At 63.8% G+C, this 23,690-nt stretch carries 19 protein-coding genes and 5 pseudogenes; 18 read left to right on the forward strand and 6 right to left on the reverse strand.

What is annotated here, in order from left to right; genetic code table 11:
• Nucleotides 1-588: 588 nt before the first annotated feature.
• Nucleotides 589-1,506 (forward strand): annotated as a pseudogene (locus SB764_RS37260) (formylglycine-generating enzyme family protein).
• Between the two features lie 138 nt (nt 1,507-1,644).
• Nucleotides 1,645-1,815 (forward strand): annotated as a pseudogene (locus SB764_RS37265) (IS110 family transposase); the annotation flags it as partial.
• A gap of 10 nt (nt 1,816-1,825) precedes the next feature.
• Here SB764_RS37265 and SB764_RS37270 read toward each other — a convergent pair.
• Nucleotides 1,826-2,628 (reverse strand): annotated as a pseudogene (locus SB764_RS37270) (IS5 family transposase).
• A 51-nt stretch (nt 2,629-2,679) separates the two neighbouring features.
• On the opposite strand from SB764_RS37270, the pseudogene SB764_RS37275 reads away from it, so the two are divergent.
• A pseudogene (locus tag SB764_RS37275) lies at nt 2,680-3,051 on the forward strand (IS110 family transposase); the annotation flags it as partial.
• Between the two features lie 465 nt (nt 3,052-3,516).
• A complete protein-coding gene (locus SB764_RS37280; protein WP_410866361.1) occupies nt 3,517-3,870 on the forward strand; it encodes a TetR-like C-terminal domain-containing protein in 354 nt (117 codons plus the stop codon).
• Nucleotides 3,871-4,077: 207 nt separating this feature from the next.
• Here the strand turns inward: SB764_RS37280 and SB764_RS37285 are convergent, their stop codons facing one another.
• Genes SB764_RS37285 through SB764_RS37295 form a run of 3 tightly spaced genes read right to left on the reverse strand, consistent with a single transcriptional unit; the run spans nt 4,078 to nt 6,391 of the window.
• A complete protein-coding gene (locus tag SB764_RS37285; protein WP_410866362.1) occupies nt 4,078-5,157 on the reverse strand; it encodes a TauD/TfdA family dioxygenase in 1,080 nt (359 codons plus the stop codon).
• A gap of 41 nt (nt 5,158-5,198) precedes the next feature.
• On the reverse strand, nt 5,199-5,660 hold the full coding sequence (locus SB764_RS37290) for an MFS transporter (protein WP_410866363.1): 462 nt from the start codon (nt 5,658-5,660) through the stop codon (nt 5,199-5,201).
• Nucleotides 5,657-6,391 (reverse strand): SDR family oxidoreductase, encoded by a 735-nt coding sequence (locus tag SB764_RS37295; RefSeq protein WP_410866364.1) that lies wholly within the window; start codon nt 6,389-6,391, stop codon nt 5,657-5,659. Before SB764_RS37295 ends, SB764_RS37290 begins: the two co-directional genes overlap by 4 nt.
• Nucleotides 6,392-6,679: 288 nt before the next feature.
• On the opposite strand from SB764_RS37295, the gene SB764_RS37300 reads away from it, so the two are divergent.
• From SB764_RS37300 to SB764_RS37350, 11 genes are all read left to right on the forward strand, one after another.
• The gene (locus tag SB764_RS37300; RefSeq protein WP_336754174.1) at nt 6,680-7,795 is read left to right on the forward strand and encodes a porin; all 1,116 of its coding nucleotides are present in this window, start codon (nt 6,680-6,682) and stop codon (nt 7,793-7,795) included.
• A 161-nt stretch (nt 7,796-7,956) separates the two neighbouring features.
• Entirely contained in the window at nt 7,957-9,528 is a 1,572-nt protein-coding gene (locus tag SB764_RS37305; RefSeq protein WP_410866365.1) for an ABC transporter substrate-binding protein, read from the forward strand.
• A gap of 64 nt (nt 9,529-9,592) precedes the next feature.
• A complete protein-coding gene (locus SB764_RS37310; RefSeq protein ID WP_410866366.1) occupies nt 9,593-10,858 on the forward strand; it encodes an aromatic ring-hydroxylating oxygenase subunit alpha in 1,266 nt (421 codons plus the stop codon).
• 15 nt (nt 10,859-10,873) lie between these two features.
• Nucleotides 10,874-11,947 (forward strand): ABC transporter permease, encoded by a 1,074-nt coding sequence (locus tag SB764_RS37315; RefSeq protein WP_410866367.1) that lies wholly within the window; start codon nt 10,874-10,876, stop codon nt 11,945-11,947.
• Entirely contained in the window at nt 11,944-12,879 is a 936-nt protein-coding gene (locus SB764_RS37320; protein ID WP_410866368.1) for an ABC transporter permease, read from the forward strand. The genes SB764_RS37315 and SB764_RS37320 overlap by 4 nt, the downstream gene beginning before the upstream one ends.
• Nucleotides 12,876-14,792 (forward strand): dipeptide ABC transporter ATP-binding protein, encoded by a 1,917-nt coding sequence (locus tag SB764_RS37325; protein WP_410866369.1) that lies wholly within the window; start codon nt 12,876-12,878, stop codon nt 14,790-14,792. Before SB764_RS37320 ends, SB764_RS37325 begins: the two co-directional genes overlap by 4 nt.
• A 56-nt stretch (nt 14,793-14,848) precedes the next feature.
• Nucleotides 14,849-15,607, forward strand: coding sequence for a 4,5-DOPA dioxygenase extradiol (gene ygiD, locus SB764_RS37330; RefSeq protein WP_410866370.1), 759 nt, complete (start codon nt 14,849-14,851; stop codon nt 15,605-15,607).
• The gene (locus SB764_RS37335) at nt 15,604-16,596 is read left to right on the forward strand and encodes a PDR/VanB family oxidoreductase (protein ID WP_410866371.1); all 993 of its coding nucleotides are present in this window, start codon (nt 15,604-15,606) and stop codon (nt 16,594-16,596) included. The genes ygiD and SB764_RS37335 overlap by 4 nt, the downstream gene beginning before the upstream one ends.
• 34 nt (nt 16,597-16,630) lie before the next feature.
• The gene (locus SB764_RS37340; RefSeq protein ID WP_410866372.1) at nt 16,631-17,710 is read left to right on the forward strand and encodes an acetamidase/formamidase family protein; all 1,080 of its coding nucleotides are present in this window, start codon (nt 16,631-16,633) and stop codon (nt 17,708-17,710) included.
• Between the two features lie 7 nt (nt 17,711-17,717).
• Nucleotides 17,718-18,623 (forward strand): LysR family transcriptional regulator, encoded by a 906-nt coding sequence (locus SB764_RS37345; RefSeq protein WP_410866373.1) that lies wholly within the window; start codon nt 17,718-17,720, stop codon nt 18,621-18,623.
• A gap of 184 nt (nt 18,624-18,807) precedes the next feature.
• Entirely contained in the window at nt 18,808-19,755 is a 948-nt protein-coding gene (locus SB764_RS37350; RefSeq protein ID WP_410866374.1) for a helix-turn-helix domain-containing protein, read from the forward strand.
• 93 nt (nt 19,756-19,848) lie between these two features.
• On the opposite strand, the gene SB764_RS37355 is transcribed toward SB764_RS37350, so the two are convergent.
• On the reverse strand, nt 19,849-20,508 hold the full coding sequence (locus SB764_RS37355; RefSeq protein WP_410866377.1) for an NADPH-dependent F420 reductase: 660 nt from the start codon (nt 20,506-20,508) through the stop codon (nt 19,849-19,851).
• A gap of 220 nt (nt 20,509-20,728) precedes the next feature.
• On the opposite strand from SB764_RS37355, the pseudogene SB764_RS37360 reads away from it, so the two are divergent.
• Nucleotides 20,729-21,096 (forward strand): annotated as a pseudogene (locus tag SB764_RS37360) (transposase); the annotation flags it as partial.
• On the opposite strand, the gene SB764_RS37365 reads toward SB764_RS37360, so the two are convergent.
• On the reverse strand, nt 21,003-21,248 hold the full coding sequence (locus SB764_RS37365) for a cupin domain-containing protein (RefSeq protein ID WP_410866378.1): 246 nt from the start codon (nt 21,246-21,248) through the stop codon (nt 21,003-21,005). The pseudogene SB764_RS37360 and the gene SB764_RS37365 overlap by 94 nt on opposite strands.
• 142 nt (nt 21,249-21,390) lie before the next feature.
• On the opposite strand from SB764_RS37365, the gene SB764_RS37370 reads away from it, so the two are divergent.
• Together SB764_RS37370 and SB764_RS37375 are read left to right on the forward strand one after the other, a co-directional pair.
• Nucleotides 21,391-22,473, forward strand: coding sequence for an IS630 family transposase (locus SB764_RS37370; protein ID WP_410866375.1), 1,083 nt, complete (start codon nt 21,391-21,393; stop codon nt 22,471-22,473).
• A gap of 80 nt (nt 22,474-22,553) precedes the next feature.
• Nucleotides 22,554-23,513: an SDR family oxidoreductase gene (locus tag SB764_RS37375; RefSeq protein WP_410866376.1), complete on the forward strand. Its 960-nt coding sequence runs from the start codon at nt 22,554-22,556 to the stop codon at nt 23,511-23,513.
• Nucleotides 23,514-23,690 lie beyond the last annotated feature (177 nt).

Genomic DNA, 23,690 nt, shown 5'->3' on the forward strand with positions numbered 1-23,690 from the left:
TCGTAAGTGCCTAACACGCTCTAGACAGCTTTCGGTCGGATCAAATACGGCGAAGATAGCCAGTTCTGAAGCACCCAACAATTTTTCAGCCCTGCGAGTGCAAGACCTTCGAAACTCTGCAGATATTCCTCCAACTGAAACAGGGTCGCGTAGCGGAGCAAGCTACACCCGGGCGCAGCAAACGTCACCGTGCGATAAGCTGCGCGGCCGTCCAGCGAGACTGCACCAAACGCGAAAGTTTCAGCGCGCGGTGTGCTCGCATGGGGTGAGCTCGGCATACGGTAATTTAGATTGTGGCTTGAACCAACCGCACAGTCGTCGTCATCGCCCCTATTAAACCCAGTAGTGCCACGTGAACTGTAGTAAGCGGGGTTGTTCGGATTCAACTGATTCGACCGGTTAGCCGGCAGGGAGACGCATTGTTCGAGTGTGGATTTTTAAATCGCGAATGATGAGGTTATGCGCATATTATTAATCGCGCATAAAACATAAGTGTTTAAAATAAAATTATGACTAGACCTGGAAATTTCCTTCGCACTATTTTTCTCTATTGCCGTCTCTTTGGTGAATATAATTTTCGGAAATTCTTTGCACGCTGAGCAAATTGAAAGTAATCTTGTTTTCAAGGACTGTGATTATTGTCCTGAAATTATTCCGCTTCCGGGTGGTAGTTTTGCAATGGGAGCCTCGAAAGAGGACTTCTCGTCGGAATATCAAAAATTTAAATATATGTATTTCAACGAAACTCCGAAAATTCTCGTCAATGTGAAACTATTTTATTTGGCAAAAATTAGTGTTACGAAATCATTTTTTAGAAAATCTGCAAATGAGACAGGATTTCAGGGTAAAAGATGTAAGATCCTATCCCGCGGTGAAACCATTTTCGATCCAAATGCCGACTGGGAAAATCCAGGGTTCGCGCAAACTGAACAGCACCAAGTGGTTTGCGTGTCATGGCTCGACGCTAAAAAATTCATTGCGTGGCTGAATGGTCGTTTGTCGCTTCGTGGTCGAGATGAATAAAGATTGCCGACGGAATCGGAATGGGAGTACGCCGCGCGAGCTGGCACGACGACTTCAACGTATTGGGGAGAAGACCGAAGCAAGGAGTGCCAGTTTGAGAATGCGTTAGAACATTCTTAGATCAAATTGCACCTCGATGTGATTGATCGCGACCGGCCCATGGCTGATTGCACAGACGGCTTCGCAGAAACCTCGCCCGTGGGAACTTTCAAGCCGAACCCATGGGGATTTTTCGACATGTTGGGCAATGCAAGCCAATGGATGGAGGATTGTCCGCTTTTAGGATACACAGTTCCGCCGGTTTTCCCTCCACGATCCAGTCCCGCCTGTAAAGGGGCAGCGTCGATCCGGGGAGGAGGTTGGATTGCTGTTCCAATAAAAGTTCGCTCCTCGTTTAGAAGTGCAGAGCAAATTGATTATCGAGATAGCTCCGTCGGATTTCGTCTTGCAACGTCACGTGTGCATAGAGGAGAAGGGAAATGAGCGGATTAACTGTCGCACAAACAACTACGAACGCTGCACTCTATGTCGCAGCGTGGATCGACTGTCTAAAAAAGCAGCATGATCTTTCGGAAACGCCGAACGCCGACAATCAATTGGCGCTGGTAAACAGTTCACGGTGTGGACGAGACCGGGAAAGCGATGCTAATCAAGCCGCGTGTGCCGCGCGATCAACTGGGGACCTTGATCTCGCAGTTGCCAGCGTGCCTCATCGGGATGGATGCATGCTCCGGCGCTCATCACTGGGACCGCATATTCCAGCAGCATGGCCATACGGTCAAGCTTATGGCGCTTAGAGTCGCTAACACAAGTCATCAACGAAGCGCGAGCAGATAACGGAAGCAGCCAAGGAAAGCAAAGCAGTATGAATGTCGAGACGTCGCTCGAAACGAATACGCAGTTTGCCGAATCCGGCAAACCAGGCATGCGTGCGCTCAACCACCCAGCGATGCCGCCCGAGTCGCTCCTTGCTTTCCACGCCACGACGGGCAATCCGAGCCGTGATCCGCGCTGCTTCAGATACTGCCGGCAGCGGCCAAAGTCGTAGCCCTTATCTGCATGCAACTTACCCGGGCGTTTGCGGGGCTGGCCGCTCAGGCCCGAGACTGCCGGAATGGCATCGAGCGTGGACTCGAACGCCATCGAGTCGTGTCGGTTGGCTCCCGTGACCGTGATGGCCAGTGGAACGCCACGCCTCTACGACGATGTGCCGTTTCGTCCCGAGCTTTCCCCGGTCTGTCGGGTTGGGGCCAGTTTCCTGGCCCCCCGGGGGCTGGGCACACTGGCGGCATCAAGGCTCGCCCGTTCCCAATCAATCTGGTCGTGTTCACGTAAGCGGCGAAGCATCGCCAGATGCAGGTGCTCCCACACGCCTGCGGTCTGCCAGTCTCGAAGCCGTCGCCAGCATGTCATGCCGCTGCCGAAACCCAGTTCCTGCGGCAGGTCTTCCCATGGAATGCCCGTTTGCAAGACATACAGGATGCCGTTCAATGCCGCGCGGTCGTCAACTGTGCGCCGAAGGCCGCCTTTGGGTGACGGCGTAAATACTGGAATCAACAGCTCCAGCGCCGACCACAATTCGTTGCTGATTTTTCTTCTGGACATGCGCCCAGGATACGAAACCTATGGCTTGATGTCCAGGTTGTGTTAGCGACTGTTGATCTTGTCGCGCCTTATCGCATGTCGGGCAAGCGCGGCAAGAACGATGCAGCCGATGCTGCTGCGATCTGCGGCGCGGTGACGCGCCCGAGCATGCGTTTCGTACCGCTGAAGGACGAACATCAGCAGGCAACACTTTTCCTGCATCGGACACGACAAGGTTTCGTCGAAGAGAGGACTGCGACCTACAACCGGTTGCGAGGCCTGCTCTCGGAATTCGGTGTGGTGCTGCCACAGAGCCCGGAGAAGTTGCGCAGGTACATTACGGAACATCTGGACACATTGCCTGGCTGGGCAAAGCGCAGTATCAGCGATCTGCTCGAGCATGCCGGTCATATTGAGGATCGCCTGCTCGAATACGACTGTGCAGGATACCAGGACGCTCTTACAAATTTCCTGCTGTACGCGAAATCGAGGCATGGTCACCTTCGCGCTGGTCGTCGACAGGATCAGGGATGAGCGGCCTGCGATGGCGGACAAGCTGCGGCGTGCTGCGGCACACGCAGGCTTCAGTCGCGCTCAGGACCGAATTGACTGAACCACGTGGATACCTAACTTCTACCCGTCTGCCCCTCGCAGAAAGGGCGTCTCCTATTGAGCTTAAAAAAGCCGGTACAGGACAATCATCGTCAATTACGGACTGCGGTTTCACAAAATAGATCGTACCAATGCGAGACTACGGTATGGAATATCACTACGTTAGATAGCGACGACGCGCTGGCTCGTCAGCGTGGCCATCCGCGCGACGACTCGACCCGCCGGTGCTGCTCCAGGCCGCGTGGCTGCTGATGATCGAGAACTGTCAGCATCCAGGAAATCGCCAATACCGCGGGCGTGGCCAAACAGACCTTGTATAGGCGCTGGTCGAGCAAGGCCGAACTCGTCCTCGATGCGTTTCTGGAAAGCGCCGCGCGCGTGCACGTCCAGACGGACGGCACGCTCGATACGGTGTTGCGGCAGTATCTGGTCGACCTCTTCGACAATCTCGCGACGGACGGTCCCGCGATTCGCAGCCTGATCGCGGCGGCCGAAGATGATCCCGAATTCCTCGCGATTTTCCGGAGTCGATTCGTCGAGCCGCGCGCTCGCGTGGTGGCCGGGATGCTCCAAGCGGCGCGGCACAAAGGTGAAATCCACCGCGACGCCGACGTGGAGACGGCGCTCGCGGCTTTTCACGGCGCGTTCTAGTATCGCTTGCTCCAGGGCGAACCGCTCGATGCCGCGTTCGCCGATCGTTTGAGTGGGTTTGTGGTGGCGGCACTCGCGTCCGGGAAAAAGGCGACGCGAACGCGCTCAGCGTCGAAAGCGTCGGGACGCTGACTTACCGATGAGGCGAGTCAGCACGACAGATGTTCTCGGCGATAGCGATTGAGCGCAAGAGGCGCACGAAGCCCATCAAGCCTCGATACGTGGCACCGCCGCCACGGCGATACGGAAATTGCCGCGTCCATCACCGCTCGTTTGATCGCGTGGCTGATAGCGCTCCTGCACGACGCCGTTCTTGCCGAAGCCCGGAATCAGCGAACGCGGCGAACTGCGTCGCAGCCACAGACGCAGCAAATGGCGGCGTCGCTGCGGCTCCGCGAAATCGGTGAAGCGTGTGCGCGAATGCAGCGCCGCGTAATTCGACAGCCATTGAATGTCTCCGGGGCGGAAGTCCATCGCGAGCGACATGCCCGGCTCGTAGGTGATCGCTTCGAACAGATTGAGCACTTCGATCTGCTGCGGCGTGAGGCGCGGCACCTCCGGATAATCCTGCGCTGTGAAAATATACAGCGAACCGGCGTACATGCTGAATGTGCCGTCCGCGAGGCTCACGATCGGCGATACATAGGTGTTGGCCGGCGCATTGTGATCCTGACGCCGCCAGTCCCAGTGAAACGGTTCGAGCAGCAGTGGCGCGAGATCGGGGCGACGCTTGAGAATCTCGTTGTAGATCTGCGCGCCCGAGACGAGGCACGACGCGCCGCCGTCGAGCGACGGGCGCAGACACATCAGCGCGACCACGTCGGAACTATCGGAATGGAAAGGCAGCACGTCGCGAATCTTCGAGGAGAGCGCATCGGGATCGTCGAGCGTTTTGTCCGAGGTGGCGTAGACGTGATCGAGCAAATCGCCAAGTTCGTTCTGGCGGATCGGGTCGCCCATGTGCAGGCCGAGAATGTAGTAGATCGCTGCCGAGAGCGCGTCCGAATACAGATGCGTGCGCAGGCCGCGCACTAGCACGAAGCCGCGGCCGTCGTCCACGTCCTGGCACCAAGCGTCGATGGCGTGCGCGCAGGCGTCGACAGGGTAATCGGCGGCCTTCACGAAACGCAGGTCGGGATCGTCTTCGACGAAGCGGTGGCCGAGCGTTTCCAGCTCCGCAATCTGCGCTTCGCTCAGGTGATAGATCCAGTTTTTCAGGGTTAGAAGCTCGTCGCCTCGCCAGGCGGCGGGGCCGGTCACGGGAGACAGCGTTGCGGAGGTCGTCATGGTGATGTCGATGGAAAGTGGCGTGGGGAGGTGATCGGCGATCACCACCGTATCATGGTCAAATTTCCCACCGCGATCTTGTCTGCGGGCGTATGGCGGCTTGATGTCTGCGCCGGTCGGGTCCGCTGGCGTGCCACCAGCGCAGCGCGCCGAGCGTGACGGCCCCCGCGTGCGCGAGCGCCATGACACGCGCTGTCGAGCGCGAAGTGCGACGCGGCTGCTCCCGCCAAGGCGAGCGTAAAGAGCGCCAGCGCACCGACGATCACCGGGCGTTGGCCGAATGCGTCCGAGAGCGTGCCGTAGAGCAGGGTCATCGCCGCATAGCCCATCAGATAGGCGCTCAGCGTCTTCTGCGCGGCTTCGTCGCTCACGCCGAACGCGCGCGCCACGTTGGGCAGCGCGGGCAGGTAGCTGTCGGTGGCGAACGGGCCGAGCATCGCGAGCGCGGCGAGCAGCGCCGTCAGCCGCACGCCACGCAGACGTCGGGCGCGCCGGCGCGTCATACCGGCTGATTCGTCGACGCCAGCATCAGCTCGCGAATGCACACGTGCTGCGGCATGTCGAGCGCGAAGCGGATCGACTCCGCGACTTCCTCGGGCTGCAGGATCACGCCGCCGATCGACGCTTTCCACGCTTCGAAACCTTGCTTGATGGCCTCGTTGGTCGTGATCGACTGCAATTCGGTGTGGCACGCGCCGGGCGCGATCAGCGTCACGCGCACGTTGTGCGGCGCGAGTTCTTCGCGCAGGTTTTCGGAGAGCGCGTGCACGGCGTGCTTCGTGCCGACATACGCGACGTGCGAGGGATAGGTCTTGCGACCCGACGTCGAACTCACGTTGACGATCGTGCCACGCCGCCGCTCGACCATGCCCTTGACGACCGCGTGGATGCCGTTGAGCACGCCTTTCACGTTCACGTCGATCATGCGGTCCCATTCTTCGGGGTCCTGCTCGGCGACGGTGCCGAGCAGCATCACGCCCGCGTTATTGACCAGCGATTCGACCGGACCGAAACGCGCTTCGGCTTCGGCGACCGCCGCGAGCAGCGCGGCGCGATCGGTCACGTCGGCTTCGCGGCAGAGCGTGTTGGGCAGGTCGAGCGCTTCGAGACGGTCGAGACGGCGCGCGAGCAGCAGCAGCGGATAGCCGCGGCTCGCGAGCAGGCGCGCCGTCGCGGCGCCGATGCCCGAGCTCGCGCCGGTGATGAGGGTGAGGCCTGGGGTTCGCTGGGACACGGTGTCGATCTCCTTCGTTGGGGGACAGGTTGCGCGCACAAGCTTAGACAGCCGGCCCGGCGCGGGCTTGTCCCCACGCGCGCCGCGACTTGACGCGGCGCGCCCGATTTTTGACGGCGGAACGGCGGGATTTTTGACGGAGTATTAAACAAATGGCCACGCGCATTGGGTCAAGAATCCCGGAAATTGCCTGGATAGCGTTGAGCGTGCTGACTCGGGCCGCACAGAGGCGAGCGGCGGCGGTTCGGTTTTCGACAAGTACGTTTCTCCACTACCCAGGATCACGCTATGAAGAAATATCTGCTGGGCGCGCTATTGCTGGCCGCCTTCGGGGGTGCGCATGCGCAAAGCTCGGTCACGCTCTACGGTCTCATCGACGCGGGCCTCACCTATATCAACAACCAGGGCGGTGGACGCCTCTTCGAGTTTCAGGACGGTGCGAATTTCGGCAGCCGCTTCGGCCTGAAAGGCTCGGAGGATCTGGGCGGCGGCCTGAAGGCGATCTTCACGCTGGAAAACGGCTTCACGCTCGGCACGGGCGCGTTGCGCAACAACGGCGCGCTGTTCGGGCGTCAGGCCTTCGTCGGTCTTTCCAGCCCTTACGGCACCTTGACGATGGGTAATCAATACGATTTCGTCGCCGACTACATCACGCCCTTCAACCTCAACGGCTATGCGAGCGTGTACGCGGGCCACATGGGCGACATCGACCGCATTTCGGCCGTGCAGTTGCCGAACTCCGTGAAGTACCAGAGCCCGACCATCGACGGCTTCAGCTTCGGCGGCATGTGGAGCTTCGGCAACGTGGCCGGCAACTTCAACGAAGACAGCGCGTGGAGCGTGGGCGCGGGCTACAAGAACGGCGGCTTCAACGCGGCGGCGATCTACGAGCGGCTCTACAACGTCGATATCTATCCGTTCGCGCAGTTCGGCGTGACGAGCTTCCTCGGCCAGACCGTGGCCACGCGCAACGCGGACGGCAGCATCGACGATCTCTACTACACCTCGCCCTTCGTGGTCGATCGCCAGTCGGAATTCGGCATCGGCGCGAGCTACACGATCAATCAGCTCACGCTCTCGGCCAATTTCACGTCGACGAATCTGCGCAAGGGTTCGGACAGCGCCACGATGAACGTCTACGAAGCCGGCGCGATGTACTTCCTGCGCCCGCAGATTGCGATTCTCGGCGGCTACCAGTACACCACCTGGGACCACACGCACTGGCACCAGCCGACGATCGGCGCGCAGTACTACCTGAGCAAGCGCACGAGCTTCTACGTGAACGTGTCGTATCTGCACGCGCAGCACGGCGTCTATGCGAACCAGGGCGCGGGCTTCTACTCGCTGCCGTCGAGCACCAACACGCAGATCACCTCGCGCATCGCCATGATTCACCAGTTCTGATGCACCCGGCGCGCGCGCGGTCGCCGCAGTCAGGTCCGCGTGCGCGCAGCGACAAGACGCGCCGTTTTTGCCCTTTTAACCTGTAGCCATGCCGTCAAGCCAACGACAGCGAACGACAGCCCACGAAGGCCGGCGCGGCGCCGCATAACAAGGACATCCCCATGACCACTCGCAGAAACTTCATCCAGATGCTCGGCGGCAGCGTGGCCGGGCTCGCCGCGCAAGGCGCGGGCTCGCTCGGCGGCCTGACCGGAATCGCCGGCGTGGGCGCGCTGACGGCCAGCGGCGCGGCGTCGGCGGCCGCGCCGCTCACCATCGCGTTTCCGACCGACGTGCCGTCATGGGATCCGCTCGTGCGCGTGGCGCCGAACCCCATCTCGATCTATCGTAGCGTGTTCGACGCGGCCATCGACATCGACGAAAAAGGCGTGCTGCGCCCCGGCGTGGTGACGGCCTGGCGCTGGAAGGACGCGTCGGGCAAGGCGCTCGAACTCGATTTCCGCCCCGACGTGCTGTTCCACAACGGCGACAAGCTCACGTCCGACGACTTCAAGTTCACGCTGTTCGACCGCCTGCAGGCCGACAAGTCGCTGCAGGTCGGCGGCATCTGGTGGGCGCTCGAAGGAATCGAAACGCCGTTGCCCACGCGCGCCGTCATGCACTTCAAGGCGCCGATGGTCACCGCGCCCGCGTTTCTCGGCTACATGGGCAGCTATCTGCTGCCGCGCAAGTACTTCGAGAAAGTGGGCGCGCAGGGCTTCGTCGCGAAGCCGGTCGGCTCCGGGCCGTACCGTCTGGTGAACTACGAGCGCGATTCGCGCATGACGCTCGCCGCGTTCGACAAGCACTGGCGCGGCGCGCCGAAGATCCGCGACGTGGTGTTCCAGGTCGTCAAGGACCCGACCGCGCGCGCGGCGGCGGTGCAGGCCTCGCAGGCCGACGTCTCCGGCATGCTGCCGCTGCGCGAGGCGTTGCGGCTCGCACAGGGCGGCACGCACGAGAGCCGGATCACGCCGACCATCGACTCGTACATCGTCCACATGGTCAACGGCGGCCCGACCGCCGACCGCAACGTGCGCCTCGCGATGCATCACGCCATCGACAAGCAGGCGCTCGTGCGCGCGTTCTTCAACAACGTGCCGGTGCCGATGTCGACGCCCGCCGCGCCGGGCACGCCCGCGTTCGATCCCGGCTTCACGTTCGCCTACGATCCGGCGCAATCGAAGCAGTTGCTCGCGCAGAGCGGCTATTCGGCGGCCAAACCCGTGCGCGTGAAGTTTCTCGCGACCAACGGCGTCTATCCGAGCGATTACGACGTGGCGCGCGCGATCCAGCAGATGTGGAAGAAGGTGGGCATCGAGGCCGAACTGAGCCCGATCGAGCCCGCGCAATTCTTCTCGCAGGCCGTGGCGGGCACGCTGCCCGGCCCGACGCTGTGGCTCTGGCAGAACGGCAGCGGCGACCCGGAACTCTCGGCGGGCTCGTACCTGAATCCCAAGACCGGTTTTTCCGTGTGGCGCAGCGCGGATGTTTCGCCGCGACTCGATCCGCTGCTCGTCGAGCTCGACGAAACGAAGCGCATCGAGGGCTACAAGGCCTTTCACCGCTGGGCGGTCGGCGAGGGCTACGCGCTGCCGCTGATGCAGGGCATCGCGACCGCGTCGTATCGCAAAGGCGTGCAGTACACACCGTTCCTGAGCGGCTGGATGCTGCCCGATTACTGGAGCGCCTGAGTCCGCCCGCGCGGCGTGCTCGCGCCGACAACGCAGTCAAACGCTTATCCGCAGAGAACCACCGATGAAGACCCGATCCCTGAATCCGAAGTACGACGCGGCGTTCTTTGCCGCGCTCGATCGCTCCGCCGCGCCCGTGAGCCAGGCGGAAACCTTGCCGCCCGATTGCTACACCGACGCCGAATTCTTCGAGTTCGAGAAAGAAGCGCTGTTCAATCACGAATGGCTGTGCGTGGGCCGCGAGGAATGGCTCAAGCAGCCCGGCGATTACTTCACGACGTCCATCGTCGGCGAGCCGCTCGTCATCACGCGCAATGCGCGGCGCGAGATCAAGGCGATGTCGTCGGTGTGCCAGCATCGCGCGATGGTCGTCGCCGAAGGATTCGGCAATGCGCGCGCGTTGCTGTGTCCGTATCACCACTGGGCGTATTCGCTCGACGGCGAATTGATCGCCGCGCCCGCGATGGACGAAACCGAGGGCTTCGAGAAGAAGGACTTCTGTCTGCCGACGCTGCAGGTCGAATGCTGGCAGGGCTTTATCTTCGTCAATTTCGATCACGACGCGCCGCCGCTCGCGCCGCGCCTCGCCGCGCTCGACGCAGTGCTCGCGCACTACGATCTCGCCAGCGCAGAAGGCCCGCGTCCCGAGAAGCCGTTCCACTTTCCGTGGAACTGGAAGGTGATGTTCGAGAACAACAACGACGGCTATCACGCGAACCGTCTGCATCACGGACCGCTGCACGATTTCGTGCCGAGCGCGCTCGCCACGTTCCCGAGCGATCTGCCGAAGGACACGGGCGGTTACTACCGTTTCAACGGCACGCTGCATCCCGACGCCGCCTTCAATCCCACGCAGAAGGCGCTGTTTCCGATCTTCCCGAAGCTCACCGACGAGGAACGTCATCGCATGGCGTTCGCGAATCTGCCGCCGACGCTCTCGCTGGTGCTTTCGTGCGACAGCGTGATCTACATGATCCTGCGCGCGGATTCGGCGGGCACGCATCATCTCGATCAGGGCGTGCTTTACGCGCCCGGCGCGATGAAAGATCCGCTGTTCGAGAAGCGCGTGGAGATGAGCATGAGCGCGGTGTCGGACATCATCGCGCAGGATCTGCATGTCGACGAGATGGTGCAGGTCGGTCTGCAATCGCGTTACGCCGTGCGCGGGCGTTATTCGTGGCAGGAGCGCGCGCAGCAGGAACTGAACGCGTGGCTCGTGCCGCGTTATCAGACGGCGTACGCGCGTCTGAGCGAGATGGCGACGGCGGCGGCAACGTCGGCGAGCGGGGCGCAGGGCAAGCTCGCCGAAATCGGCGTGACGGTCGGCTGAGCGGAGGGCGCACAGATGCAGACGCCGATGCAGTTTGGCACGCCGACGGCGAACCGCGCCGCCACACACGGCGCGGCGGCGCGGTTCGCGTGGCGGTTCCTGTCGCGATTGATCCGGCGCGCGGCGATCCTGGCCGCGGTCTCGGTGGTGATCTTCGCCACGCTGCGTCTGCTGCATGCCGATCCGGCGGCGATGCTGCTGCCGGCGAACGCGACGCTCGAACAGGTCGCGGCCATGCGCCATCAGCTCGGGCTCGATCAGCCGATTGCCGTGCAGTATCTGCACTGGCTCGGCGGCATGCTGCACGGCGACTTCGGCCGCTCGATGCAGAACGGCCAGCCCGTGGCCGCGCTGATCGCCGCCGCGCTGCCGACCACGTTGCAACTGCTCGCGCTCGGTCTGTTCGCCGGCGTGAGCGCGGGCGTGGGCAGCGCGCTCTACGCGTTCAGCCGACGCGGCACGTTCGCGGAGCGTCTGTGCGAACTCGTCAACGGCGTGGCGATGGCGGTGCCCGATTTCCTCTGGGGCATCCTGTTCGTGCTGCTGTTCGGCATCGCGCTGCGCTGGCTGCCGTTTCTCGGCCCGCTCGACAACGCCTATATCGTCGCGCGCCACACCGGCTTTCTGCTGATCGACACGCTGATCGACGGCCAATTCGCCGCTTTCGGCAACGCGCTGCTGCATCTCGTGCTGCCGTGCGTCGCGCTCGCGCTCGGCATCGCGCCGCCGCTCATGCGCATCCTGCGTTCGAGCCTGCTCGACACGTGGGCCGAGGAATACGTGCACGCGGCGCGTCTGCGCGGCCTGAGCGAAGCGCAGATCCTGCGTCGTCACGGCTGGCGCAACGCCGCGCTGCCCACGCTCAATCTGCTCGCGATGCAGGCGAGCCTGCTGATCGGCGGCACGCTGCTGATCGAAAAAGTCTTCGGTCTGCCCGGCATCGGCGCGCTGATGATCAACGCCATCGGCTCGCGCGATTTACCGGTGATCGAAGCGCTCGCGCTGATCTACGCCGTGGTCGTGCAAGCCGCGAACGCCGCCGACGACGCGCTCGAAGTCCTGCTCAACCCGCGCCTGAGGATTCAATGAGTACGCCGCTTCTTCCCCATGCCGCCGCCGATCTGTCGACCGCGCACCCGAACGCCGCGCCGTCCTGGCGCACGACGCTGCGCCGCGTGCTGCACGAACCGCGCGTGCTGTTCGGCGCGTTCGTGCTGTGCGCGATCGTGCTCGCCGCCGTGGCCGCGCCGCTGATCGCGCCGTTTCGCCCCGACGATCAGGATCTGCTCAATACCTTGCTGCCGCCCGCGTGGATGCCGGGCGGTCTGCACGAGCACGTGTTCGGCACCGACTCGCTCGGCCGCGACGTGCTGAGCCTCGCGCTCTACGGCACGCGCATCGCCGTGCTGGTGGGCGGCATCGCGCCGCTCGGCACCGCGCTGGTGGGCGGCGCGCTCGCGCTGCTCGCGGGCTGGTGCGGCGGCAAGGTCGACTGGTTCGTGCTGCGCGTCGTGGAAGTGTGGATGTCGTTTCCCGCGGTGGTGCTCGCGCTCGTGCTGGTCGTGGCGCTCTCGCCGAGCGAGACCAACGTCATCATCGCGCTGATCTTCGTCGACTGGACGCGCTTTTGCCGCGTGCTGCGCGCTGAGATCGTCGTGATCCGCCGCCGCGATTACGTGGCCGCCGCGCGCATCGCCGGGGCGAGCCCGCTCGGCATCGTGGTGCGCGACGTGCTGCCGGGCGTGCTGCCCGCGCTGATCACGCTGATGAGTCTCGAAGTGGGCATCGCCATCGTCGCGGAATGCAGTCTTTCGTTTATCGGCCTGACCGGCAATGCTGCGAACCCCGGTTGGGGCGGCATGATTTCGGACGGTCTCGCCAACGTGTTCGCCGCGCCCTGGGGCTTGATCCTGCCAATCGCCTGCATGGTGCTGACCGTGGTGGCCACGACCTTTCTCGGCGAAGGGCTGCGCCGCACCACCGATTCGCGGCTCATCGAGCGCTCGGAGAGCGCGTCATGATCGCGCTGTTTCGTTCCCTGCACGCGCAGACGCAAGGTGCGAGCGCGCCGGTTGCGGCGTCGGCGGCTTCGGCTTCGGGCGATGCGCCGCTGCTCGCGATCGACGCGCTCAACGTCGGGCGCAACGGCGTGGCCTTGCTGCGCGACATCACGCTGACGCTCGCGCGCGGCCGCACGCTCGGCCTCGTCGGCGAATCGGGCGCGGGCAAGAGCATGCTCGGACGCGTACTGGCGCGCAGCCTGCCGCACGGTTTCGCGCTCGGCGCGCGGCGGCTGAATTTCGCGGGCATCGATCTGCTCGCGGCGAGCGACGCGCAGCAGCGCGCGCTGCTGGGCAAGCGCATCGCCTTCATTCCGCAGGAGCCGATGAGCGCGCTCGACCCGACGCTCTCGATCGGCCGTCAGTTTGCGCTGCATCTCGCGCGGCTCGGCGTGTGCGCCAAGGAACGGCGTCAGCGCAGCATCGACGCGCTCGCCGAAGTGTTGCTGCCCGATCCTGAGGCGCTGCTCGGGCGCTATCCGTTCGAGCTGTCGGGCGGCATGTGCCAGCGCGTGTGCATCGCGATGGCGTTCGCGAGCAATCCCGATCTCGTGATCTCCGACGAAGCCACCACGGCGCTCGACGTCACCACGCAGCGCCACGTCGTCGAACTGATGCGCGAGATGCAGCGGCGGCGCGGCACGAGCGTGCTGTTCGTCACGCACGATATCGGTCTTGCGCTGCATGCCTGCGACGAGGTCGCGGTGCTCTACGCGGGCGATCTGGTCGAACGCGGCGATGTGCGCGACGTGGTGGGCGCGCCGCGTCATCCGTACACGCAGGCGCTGCTGCGCGCGAATCCGCCGCTCAAGGGCGAGCGCGTGCGCGTCGTGCCGCTCGACGGCCATATGCCGGGCTTCGAGGAAATGGCGGCGCTGGCGGGCTGCCGGTTCGCCGCGCGCTGCGCCCATGCGAGCGACGTTTGCACGAGCGCGCCGCCGCCCGAAGTGGCGACGCCGGGTTCATCGACACATTCCACGCCGCGCACGACCCGCTGCGTGCACGCGGACGCTTTACCCGTCGCACCCGCGCGCGCGCCGCTGCCGCCGCAAACCGCGATGAACGCCGCGCCGTTTCTCGCGCTGCGCGGCGTGACGAAACACTACGCCGCGCGCGGCGGCGCAAAAACGCCGGTGGCCGCGTTGCAGCCGCTCGACCTGGAGATCGCGGCGGGCGAGTTCGTCGGCGTGGTGGGCGAGAGCGGCAGCGGCAAGAGCACGCTCGGCCGCCTCGTGATGGGCCTCGAAACGCCGAGCGCGGGCGCGGTGGTGCTCGACGGCGTGCCGCTCGATGCGAGCCGCGCGATGTGGGCGAAGCGCATCGAAGCGATCCAGATGATCTTCCAGGACGCGCGCGCCGCGCTCAATCCGCGCCGACGTCTCGCGAGCATCGTCACGCAGCCGATGGAAAACCGCACGCATCTGCATGTGGACCGGGCGCGCCGCGCGCTCGATCTGCTCGACGAAGTCGGTCTCGCGCCCGAGCACGCGGCGCGCTTTCCGTCGCAACTGTCGGGCGGCCAGCGCCAGCGCGTGAACATCGCGCGCGCGTTGTGCGAAGTGCCGCGCCTGCTCGTCGCCGATGAAATCGTGTCGGGCCTCGATGTCTCCGTGCAGGCGCAGATCATGGAACTGCTGCTCGCGCTGCGCGAGTCGCACAAGATCGCGTTGCTGCTGATCTCGCACGATCTCGCCGTGGTGCGCTACCTCTGCTCGCGCGTGCTGGTGATGCAGCGCGGCGTGGTGGTCGAAGCGGGCCCGACCGAACGCGTGCTCGGCGATCCACAACATCCCTATACGTGCAGCCTCGTCGCTGCGGCGCCGCACGCCGACCTCGGCGCTCCGTGCTCGACTCTTACCGCCATCGACTCATGACTTCGACTCCGTCTTACCCGCGCACGCCCGTGATGTTTTTCGGTCACGGCAGCCCGATGAACGCTCTCGACGACAATCGCGCCACGCGCGCCTGGTCCGCGCTCGGCGCGTCGGTCGCGAAACCGCGCGCGATCCTGATGATCTCCGCGCACTGGCTACCGCGCGGCGTGGCCGTCACGGCGATGGACGCGCCGCGCACGATCCACGATTTCGGCGCTTTTCCCGCAGCGCTGTTCGCGCAGCGTTATCCCGCGCCGGGCGATCCCGCGCTGGCGCGGCGCGTGGCCGAACTGCTCGCGCCGGAACCCGTCAAGCTCGACGAAACCTGGGGCTTCGATCACGGCACCTGGTCGGTGCTGCTGAAGGCGTATCCGGACGCCGATATTCCCGTCGTGCAACTCGGCCTCGACCGCACCCGCGACGCGCGCGCGCACTACGAACTGGGCCGCGCGCTGCGCCCGCTGCGCGACGAAGGCGTGCTGATCGCGGCGAGCGGCAACGTCGTGCACAACCTCGGCGCGATGGACTGGCGCGCGCGCGACAGCGCCTACGACTGGGCGCAGTCGTTCAACGACTACATCGTCGACGCGATCGTCGAAAACCGGCCCGAAGACGCGATCCGCTTCATGGAGCAGGGCGCGATGGCCGAGCGCTCGGTGCCGTCGCCGGATCACTACTGGCCGCTGCTCTATGCGCTGGGCGCGCGTCACGCCGACGATCCCGTGCGGCTCGAAACGAACTTTCTCGAACATGGCTCGCTGAGCATGCTGAGTTTCATGCTCGGCCAGCCGGTGCGCGCGCTGGAGGCGGTATGAATCTGCACGACGCTTCGGCCGCTCACCTCGACATGCGCCTGAGCCTGCGCGTGGCGGCGCGAGAGGACATTGCGCAGGACATTGTCGCGTTCGATCTCGAAGCCGCCGATTATCTGCCGCTGCCGGGCTTCGAGGCGGGCGCGCATATCGAAATCGATTGCGGCGGCGTGGCGCGCCAGTATTCGCTGTGCGGCGATCCACGCGCGCCGGAACGCTGGCGGATCGCCGTGCAGCGCGAAGCGCAGGGACGCGGCGGCTCGCGCTTTCTCTGCGACCAGGTAACGGTCGGCGACACGCTCGACGCGCGCGGTCCGCGCAATCTGTTTCCACTCGCGCCCGGCACGGCGCGCGCATTGCTGATCGCGGGCGGCATCGGCCTCACGCCGATGCTCTCGATGGCGTGGACGCTGCACTCGGCGGGGCAGGATTTCGCGTTGCACGCCTATGCGTCCGCGCCCGAACGCCAGCCCTTCGCCGATGCGCTCGTTCGCATGCCGTGGGCCGCGAGCGTGACGCGGCACGTCGGACGCGGCGCGGGTTTCGCCGATGTCGTGGGCGCATTCGAGCCGGGCCGCCATCTCTATGTCTGCGGGCCGTTCGCGATGATCGACGCGGTGCTCGACACGGCGCGCGCGCTCGGCTGGCCCGTCGACCATCTGCATTGCGAGCGGTTCGCCGCGCCTGCGCCGGATAGCGGCGCGCCGCGCGATCGCGCGCCCGATACCGCCTTCGAGGTCGAAGTCGCCTCGACGGGCCGGCGCATCCACGTGGCCGTGGGGCAAAGCGTCTGCGACGCGCTCGGCGCGGCGGGCGTCCATGTGCCGGTCTCGTGCGGCGAGGGCGTGTGCGGCTCGTGCGCCACGCGCGTGCTCGCGGGCACGCCCGATCATCGCGACTGGTGTCTCAGCGCCGAACAGCAAGCCGCGAACACGCTGTTCACGCCGTGCTGCTCGCGCGCGACATCGCCGCTGCTCGTGCTCGATCTTTAAGTCTCTTCTTCCCGCTCACCGAAACGGAACTGCCATGGCCTTGATTTCCTCCGAAGCCGCCGCGCGCGAGCGCGTCGAACCGGGCGCGCTGCACACGTTGCGCGCCACGCCCGACAACGTCCACTGGGGCTATTTCGACGCCGCGCTCGCGCCCGCGCTGACCGTGCGCAGCGGCGACCTCGTCTACGCCGAAGCCGTCACGCACCACGCCGGCGACGCGCCCGAACTGATGATGGACGAGGCGCTGCACGCGCTGTGGCGCGCGATTCCCGAGCACGACCGCAATCCGGGCGTGCACATCATGACTGGCCCGATCTACGTCGCCGATGCGCAGCCGGGCGACATGCTCGAAGTGCGCTTCCTGAACCTCACGCCGCGCTGCCGCTACGGCTCGAATCTCGCGGCGAACTGGGGCTGGCTCTACAAGGAAATGGGCGAAAAGGAGCGTGTGACGATCTACGAACTGGACGAGGGCGCGAATCACGCCTCGGCGCTCTACGCCTACGATTTCAAGGGCAAATACATGACGCCCGGCACGATCACGAACTGCCCGGTGTGCGATCGCGAAACGGCGCTCGACGGCGTGCGCGTACCTGCGCGGCCGCACCTGGGCACGGCGGGCGTCGCGCCGGCCGTCGACGGGCGCGTGAGCACGATTCCGCCCGGCCGTCACGGCGGCAATATCGACAACTGGCGCATCGGCGCGGGCGCGACCATGTATTACCCGGTGCAGGTGCCGGGCGCGCTGTTCTCGATCGGCGATCCGCATGTTTCGCAGGGCGACGGCGAGATCAGCGGTACGGCCATCGAGTCGTCGCTGAACGTGACGATGCAGATCGTGCTGCGCAAGGACTTCACGTTCCCGACGCCGCTGCTCGAAACCGCCGATAGCTGGATCGTGCACGGCTTCGATCCGCAACTCGACCGCGCGCTGCGCAACGCGACGCTCGATACGATGCTGCTGCTCGAAGATCACATCGGGCTGTCGCGCAACGACGCTTATTCGCTGCTGAGCGTGGCGGGCGATGTCGGCATCACGCAGGTCGTCGACGCGACGCTCGGCGCGCATGTGCGCCTGCCGCGCGGCATCTTCCCGAAGCTCGGCAAGAAGTGAACCGGCCGTGAACCGGCTGCGCGAGATCGAAGCGTTCGTGAGCGTGGTGGACTCGGGCGGCTTTGCGGCCGCCGCCGAAACCGAGGGCATTTCGCGCGCGCTGGTCTCGCGCACCATTCAGGGCCTGGAGGCGCGGCTCGGCGCGCGGCTGCTGCACCGGACCACGCGCAAGATCGCGCTCACGGCGGCCGGCGAGGCGTATTACCGCTCGTGCCGCGAGATTCTCACGCAGCTCGATCACGCCGAACGCGCGGCACAGGGCGAGCGCGAGCACGCGTCGGGCGAGTTGCGCATCAGCGCGCCCGTGAGCTTCGGCATCAAGCATCTCGCGCCGCTCTGGCCGGGTCTGCTCGCGCGCGCGCCCGACGTGCGGCCCGCCATCGCGCTGTCCGATGCGTTCGTCGATATCGTCGCCGAGGGCATCGATCTCGCGATTCGCATCGCGCGGCCCGCGGAATCGTCGCTCGTGCACCGTCGCCTCGCGAGCACGCCGCTCGTGATCTGCGCGTCGCCGTCCTATCTCGCGCGGCAGGGCGTGCCGCACGCGCCCGCCGATCTCGCCGCGCATCGCTCGATTGCGTATGGGCACTTCGCGGAGCGTGGCGAATGGCGTCTGCTCGACCGCGCGAACGGTTGCGAACAGATGGGCCGCCCGCAGCTCGCGATGACCGCGAACAACGGCGAAACTTGCGTGGCCGCCGCCGAAGCGGGTCTCGGTCTCGTGCTCCAGCCTGCGTTTCTCGTCATGGAGAGCCTCGCGCGCGGCACGCTCGTGAGCGTGCTCGACGCGTTCGCGCCCGCGCCGATCGGCATCTACGCCGTGTATCCGAGCCGCCATCAGTTGCCCGCCAAAACGCGCGTGACCATCGACTATCTCGCCGAGCAATGGCAGGGCGCGTCCTGGTCCGTTTGAGCGGACGGCGTGCGTGGCGCGCGCGTTCAGCACGGTGCGAGCCATGCACCCATACGGATCGCATAGTCGCTCGTTTGGGGCAGTCGTCGGCGACGACTGGCGGCAATGCGCCGAAAACCGCCGTTCTTGCTGGCGCGACAATTGCATAGCTTGATCTGCATCAATGTTCACGCGGAGGCTATGCATGTCGCTGAAGACCTGGCACTTTTCCACGCAAGCGGGCACGGCCGATCAGCGCTCGCACGTGTGGCGCGAGGCGATGGATACGGTCTGTCTGCCATCGAGCCTGATGCCGGTCGACGAGCACTTCAGCGGCGACGTGGTGGGCATCGAATCGCCGGTCGGCATCGAGTTTTCGCGGGTGCGCGCAACGCCGCTGACGATCTCCGGCAGCGCGCGCAACGACCACGCGGCGCTCTGGCTCGCGCTGCTGCTCGACGGGCAATCGGTCTTTCTCGAATCGGGCGAGCGCGTGGAAGTCTCGCGCGGCGACATGCTCTACGGCCCGTGCGGCCGCGATTCCACGCTCGAACTGTGCGAAGATTTCCGCCTGCTTTACGTGCGCGTGCCGATGACGCTGCTGCCGCCGCGCCTCATCGATCCGCGTCTGCTCGCGTGCGGCGTCCTGCCCGGCAAGGTGGGACTCACGCGTGTGCTGGGCGGCATGCTGCAAGCGGTGGGCGAGGAACTGGAGTCGTTCGAGGCGAGCGATCTGCATCCCGTCGAAGTCGCGCTGGCCGAGTTTCTGACCGCGAGTCTCGCGCGTCTGCTCGCTACGCCCGGACTCGGCGATCACCGGCGCACCGCGCATTTCCTGCGTATTTGCGAGTCGATCGATCGGCAACTCGGCGACGCCGATTTATCGCTGAATCACATTACGGACCAGCATCGCGTGTCGTCGCGCTATGTGCAAAAGCTGTTCGCGGACGTGGGCCTCAGTTTTACGGGTTATCTGCGCGACAAGCGCCTCGAACGCTGCTTCCAGGATTTGAGGAGTCCGGCGCATCGCGCGTTGTCGGTGTCGGAAATCTGCTTTCGCTGGGGATTCAACGACGCCGCGCATTTCAGCCGCACGTTCCGCGCGCGTTTCGATATGACGCCGCGCGAGTGTCGGCGATTGGCGGGACTGTGAGCCGGGCCGCTGCGGATTCCGAAGTAAAAACGCCGCGTTTCTTTCGGGAAACGCGGCGTTTTTGTATGCGACGGCGTAGCGCCTGGGAGGACGTTAGCGCTTGATCCAGGTGGGCGCGATCTGCACGCCGAGTCCCGCGCCATAGCCGAGATAGATATTGAGGCCCGCGACGCTTTCGAGGTAGCGCGCATTCTTGAGACCGCCCGCGTCGATCGCGGCGAAGCCCATCGATTCGCCGAGCGCGACGACCTGCGCCTTGGCGTCGGCGTCGTCGCTCGCGACGAACACGCTCGCGGCCTGCGACGGGAACGCCGCGCCGCCGTCGAGCACCTGCGCGAACACCGTGTTGAACGCCTTGACGACGCGCGCCTTCGTCAGCCCGGCGATTTCCTCGCCCGCCGACGTGGTGTGGCCGATCGTGAGACCCATGTAGTCGCTGGTGAGCGGATTCGTGACATCGACGAGCACCTTGCCGTCGAGCGCGCCGAGTTCCGCAAGCGCGGCGCCGGCGCTGTCGTAGGGCACGGCGAGCACGACGATGTCGGCCTGAGAGGCCGCGGAAGAAAGCGGCGCGGCGCTCGCGCCGTGCGTTTGCGCCACGTCGCGCGCGCCGCTCAGCTGGCGGCCAGTGACGGTGACGGCATGGCCCGCTGCCACGAGCTGCTTGACCATCGCTTTCCCCACGTTGCCATAGCCCACCACGGTAATGTTCATTCGTTCGCTCCTCGCTGAAAAAGTGTGTGAGCGAACAATTTACGTTGTAGGCGAAACGCGATAAATGGCGCTGCGGTTGACGCTGTGTCAACTGTCTTCCGGCGGCGATTCAGGGTGATCAGCTCAACTTATTGGACTACTCCTTGACAAGCGGACGTTGTGCCTGTTCGTCAGAGGTGGCGGCGCAAATCCGGACAGTCGGATAAGTGAAACGCTCGGGGCCTGAGCCGGCGATAATGCCGACAAAGGAACCTTGAAGATGACGAAGAGAACCCGACGGACGCACTCAGCCGTGTTCAAGGCGAAAGTGGCGATGGCGGCGATCAAGGGTGAGTGGACGCTAGCCGAACTGGCGCAGCAGTTCGATGTGCACCCGAACCAGATCACCGAATGGAAGCGGCAGTTGCAGGAACGTGCCGCCGACGTGTTTGGCGCAGGCGGCACGGCGTCGAGCGAGCCGCAAGTCGATTTGAAGGAGCTACATGCGAAGATCGGCCAGCTCACGCTGGATAACGCTTTTTTAAGCGGCGCGCTCAACAAAGCGGGATTGCTGAGCGCAAAGCGATGATCGATCGTACGCACGCATTGCCGGTCTCGCAGCAGGTGCGGCTCGTTGGTATTGCAAGATCGATGAAATCGCCCTCTCGGAGCGCGATGGGCTCTCCATCGCGCTCCATGACGAGCCAGCACGTCCCGGACACCAGCGAGAAGCAACGAAATAATCCATCTGCATTGAAAGAGAATGCCCAGTTTCCACCAGCATCCAGCCCTCCTGACATCAGACCCTGCGTGTTAAGCAGTGACAGAACATCAGACAACGGGCCGGAACCAGATTTGAACGATCTAGTGTACCGTCCCAGAAATAACTTTGCGCAAATTCAGATTGTTCTATGATCGAGTAACGGTGAGTGGGAGGTGATCATGGGGCATAAAGGAATGGAGGTTGTCGTGTCGGAACTGGAGCGAGAACAATTGCTGTCAATGAGCCGCTCGCGTTCGCTGCCTCATTCTCTGGTCCGCCGTGCAAAAATTGTCTTGATGGCCGCTGATGGTCATACGAGTCAAGAAATTGCAACGCAGTGCGAAGTGACTCCACCCGCAATTACGCACTGGAAGATGCGGTTTGTTGCCCATGGACTTGCCGGTCTGCATGATGAGGCCCGTCCAGGCCGGCCTCGCACGCATGATGATGAAGCGGTAGCGGAATTGCTGGCGAGGATACTGCATGAGAAGCCGCACGAAGCAACGCGCTGGAGCGTGCGCTCCGCCGCTGCGCAGACAGGGATTTCGAAGAGTTCGGTGGCCCGATATCTGTCGTTGTTCGGTGTACAGCCCCATCGTTCAAAAAGCTTCAAGCTGTCTAACGATCCCTACTTCGTAGAGAAGGTGCGCGATATCGTCGGGTTGTACCTGAGCCCGCCGACCAATGCGCTGGTGCTGTGCGTCGACGAGAAGAGCCAGTGCCAGGCGCTGGAGCGTACGCAGCCGATGTTGCCGATGGGGCTGGGCTATCTCGAGGGAGTAACGCATGATTACGTCCGGCATGGCACTACCACGCTGTTCGCCGCGCTCAATACGGCAACGGGTGAAGTCATTGCGCAATGTAAGCCGCGTCACCGACATCAGGAATTCCTGGCGTTTCTCAGGCATGTGGATCAGGCGGTGCCCGCCGATCTCGATGTGCATCTGATCGTCGATAACTATGCGATACACAAGCATCCGAGGGTCAAGGCGTGGCTGGCCAAACATACACGCTACCACATGCACTTCACGCCGACCTACTCAAGCTGGCTGAATCAGGTTGAATGCTGGTTTGGCCTGATTACACAGCAGGCGATCCGTCGAGGGTCGTTCAAGAACGTGCGCCAACTCATTACCAGCATCGAGCAATATATCAAGCAGTACAACCAACACGGCCGGCCGTTCGTATGGACCGCGACCGCCGATTCAATTCTCCAGAAAGTGGCTCGGCTATGCAGAGTTATTTCTGGGGCGGAACACTAGATATTAAAACGGATTTCATCGCATAGATTGTACTGACTCGATCCCGTAGCATCAATTCCATCAATCAGGAGGAAGGTGCGATGCGGATTTTTGTGACGGGAGCGAGTGGTGCTATCGGTTTTGCGGTCGTGAAGGAGCTTCTGGCGTCCGGGCATGAGGTCGTGGGGCTTACGCGATCGGACGAGTCCGGCGAGAAACTCCGCCGTGCGGGGGCGCAGGTGACGGTGGGAACCATCGAAAATATCGATCTCCTCCGGCAGGCGGCATCCGGGTCGGATGGCGTCATTCATACGGCCTTCTATCACCGCATTGCTCACATACCATTTTCTACGCGCCTTGGTGTTTTACTCCGCGGGACGCCAGGCCAGATTGCTCAGCGATTTATGAAAGCCGCCGTCAAAGTGGACCGCCGCGCGATCGAGGTGTTCGGCAACACGCTGATGGGCTCGAGTCGGCCATTGGTTGTGCCCTTTGCGTCTCTCGCGTTGCATCAAGGTCAACTGGCTACGGAAGATCAGTCCTATGATCCGCAGTTTTACGCCGCTGCGCGCGCAAGAACGGAAGACACGTTGAAGGCGTTTGCTTCGCGCGGCGTGAGAACATCGGCGATTCGTTTGCCGCCTACCGTTCACAGTCCGGAGCGGGCAGGTCTCGCTACGACGCTGATGGAAATTGCGCGTAAGAAGAAGGAATCAGCCTATCAGGGCGAAGGAGAAAATCATTGGCCGTCGGTCCATCGTGATGACGCTGCTCATTTGTTTCGCCTCGCCCTCGAAAAGGGCGAAGCCGGCGGAACGTATCACTCTGTGGCGGAGGAGGGGATTCCATTTCGTGACATCGCTCAGTTGATTGGCGAGCGTTTGAACGTACCCGTCGTCGGCAAGTCGCCAATACTGGCAACGAAACACTTTGGTTTTCTGGCACCGTTTATAGATATCGACAATCCTGTCACCAGCGCCCGAACCCGCGCAATACTCGGGTGGGAACCCGGTCGCGCTTCGCTGTTTGCTGACTTGAAACAGCGAACGCTGGTCGAATGAACGGTGCTCTCCAAGCCACCCCGGATCGTCAACGAACTATAGGTCTCTGGCGAGCGGCCGGATGTGTCCACCTACCGTCTGGTGCGGTTTGCAGGAATCACGGCGCATCGAAGTGGGCGATCAGTTGAGGGCAACTCCTACAGCCGGCACTCTTTAGAGCGTGTTAGGCACTTGCGG

Origin of the sequence: Paraburkholderia sp. SIMBA_027, assembly GCF_046535315.1 — a bacterium.
Classification (GTDB): Bacteria; Pseudomonadota; Gammaproteobacteria; order Burkholderiales; family Burkholderiaceae; genus Paraburkholderia; species Paraburkholderia tropica.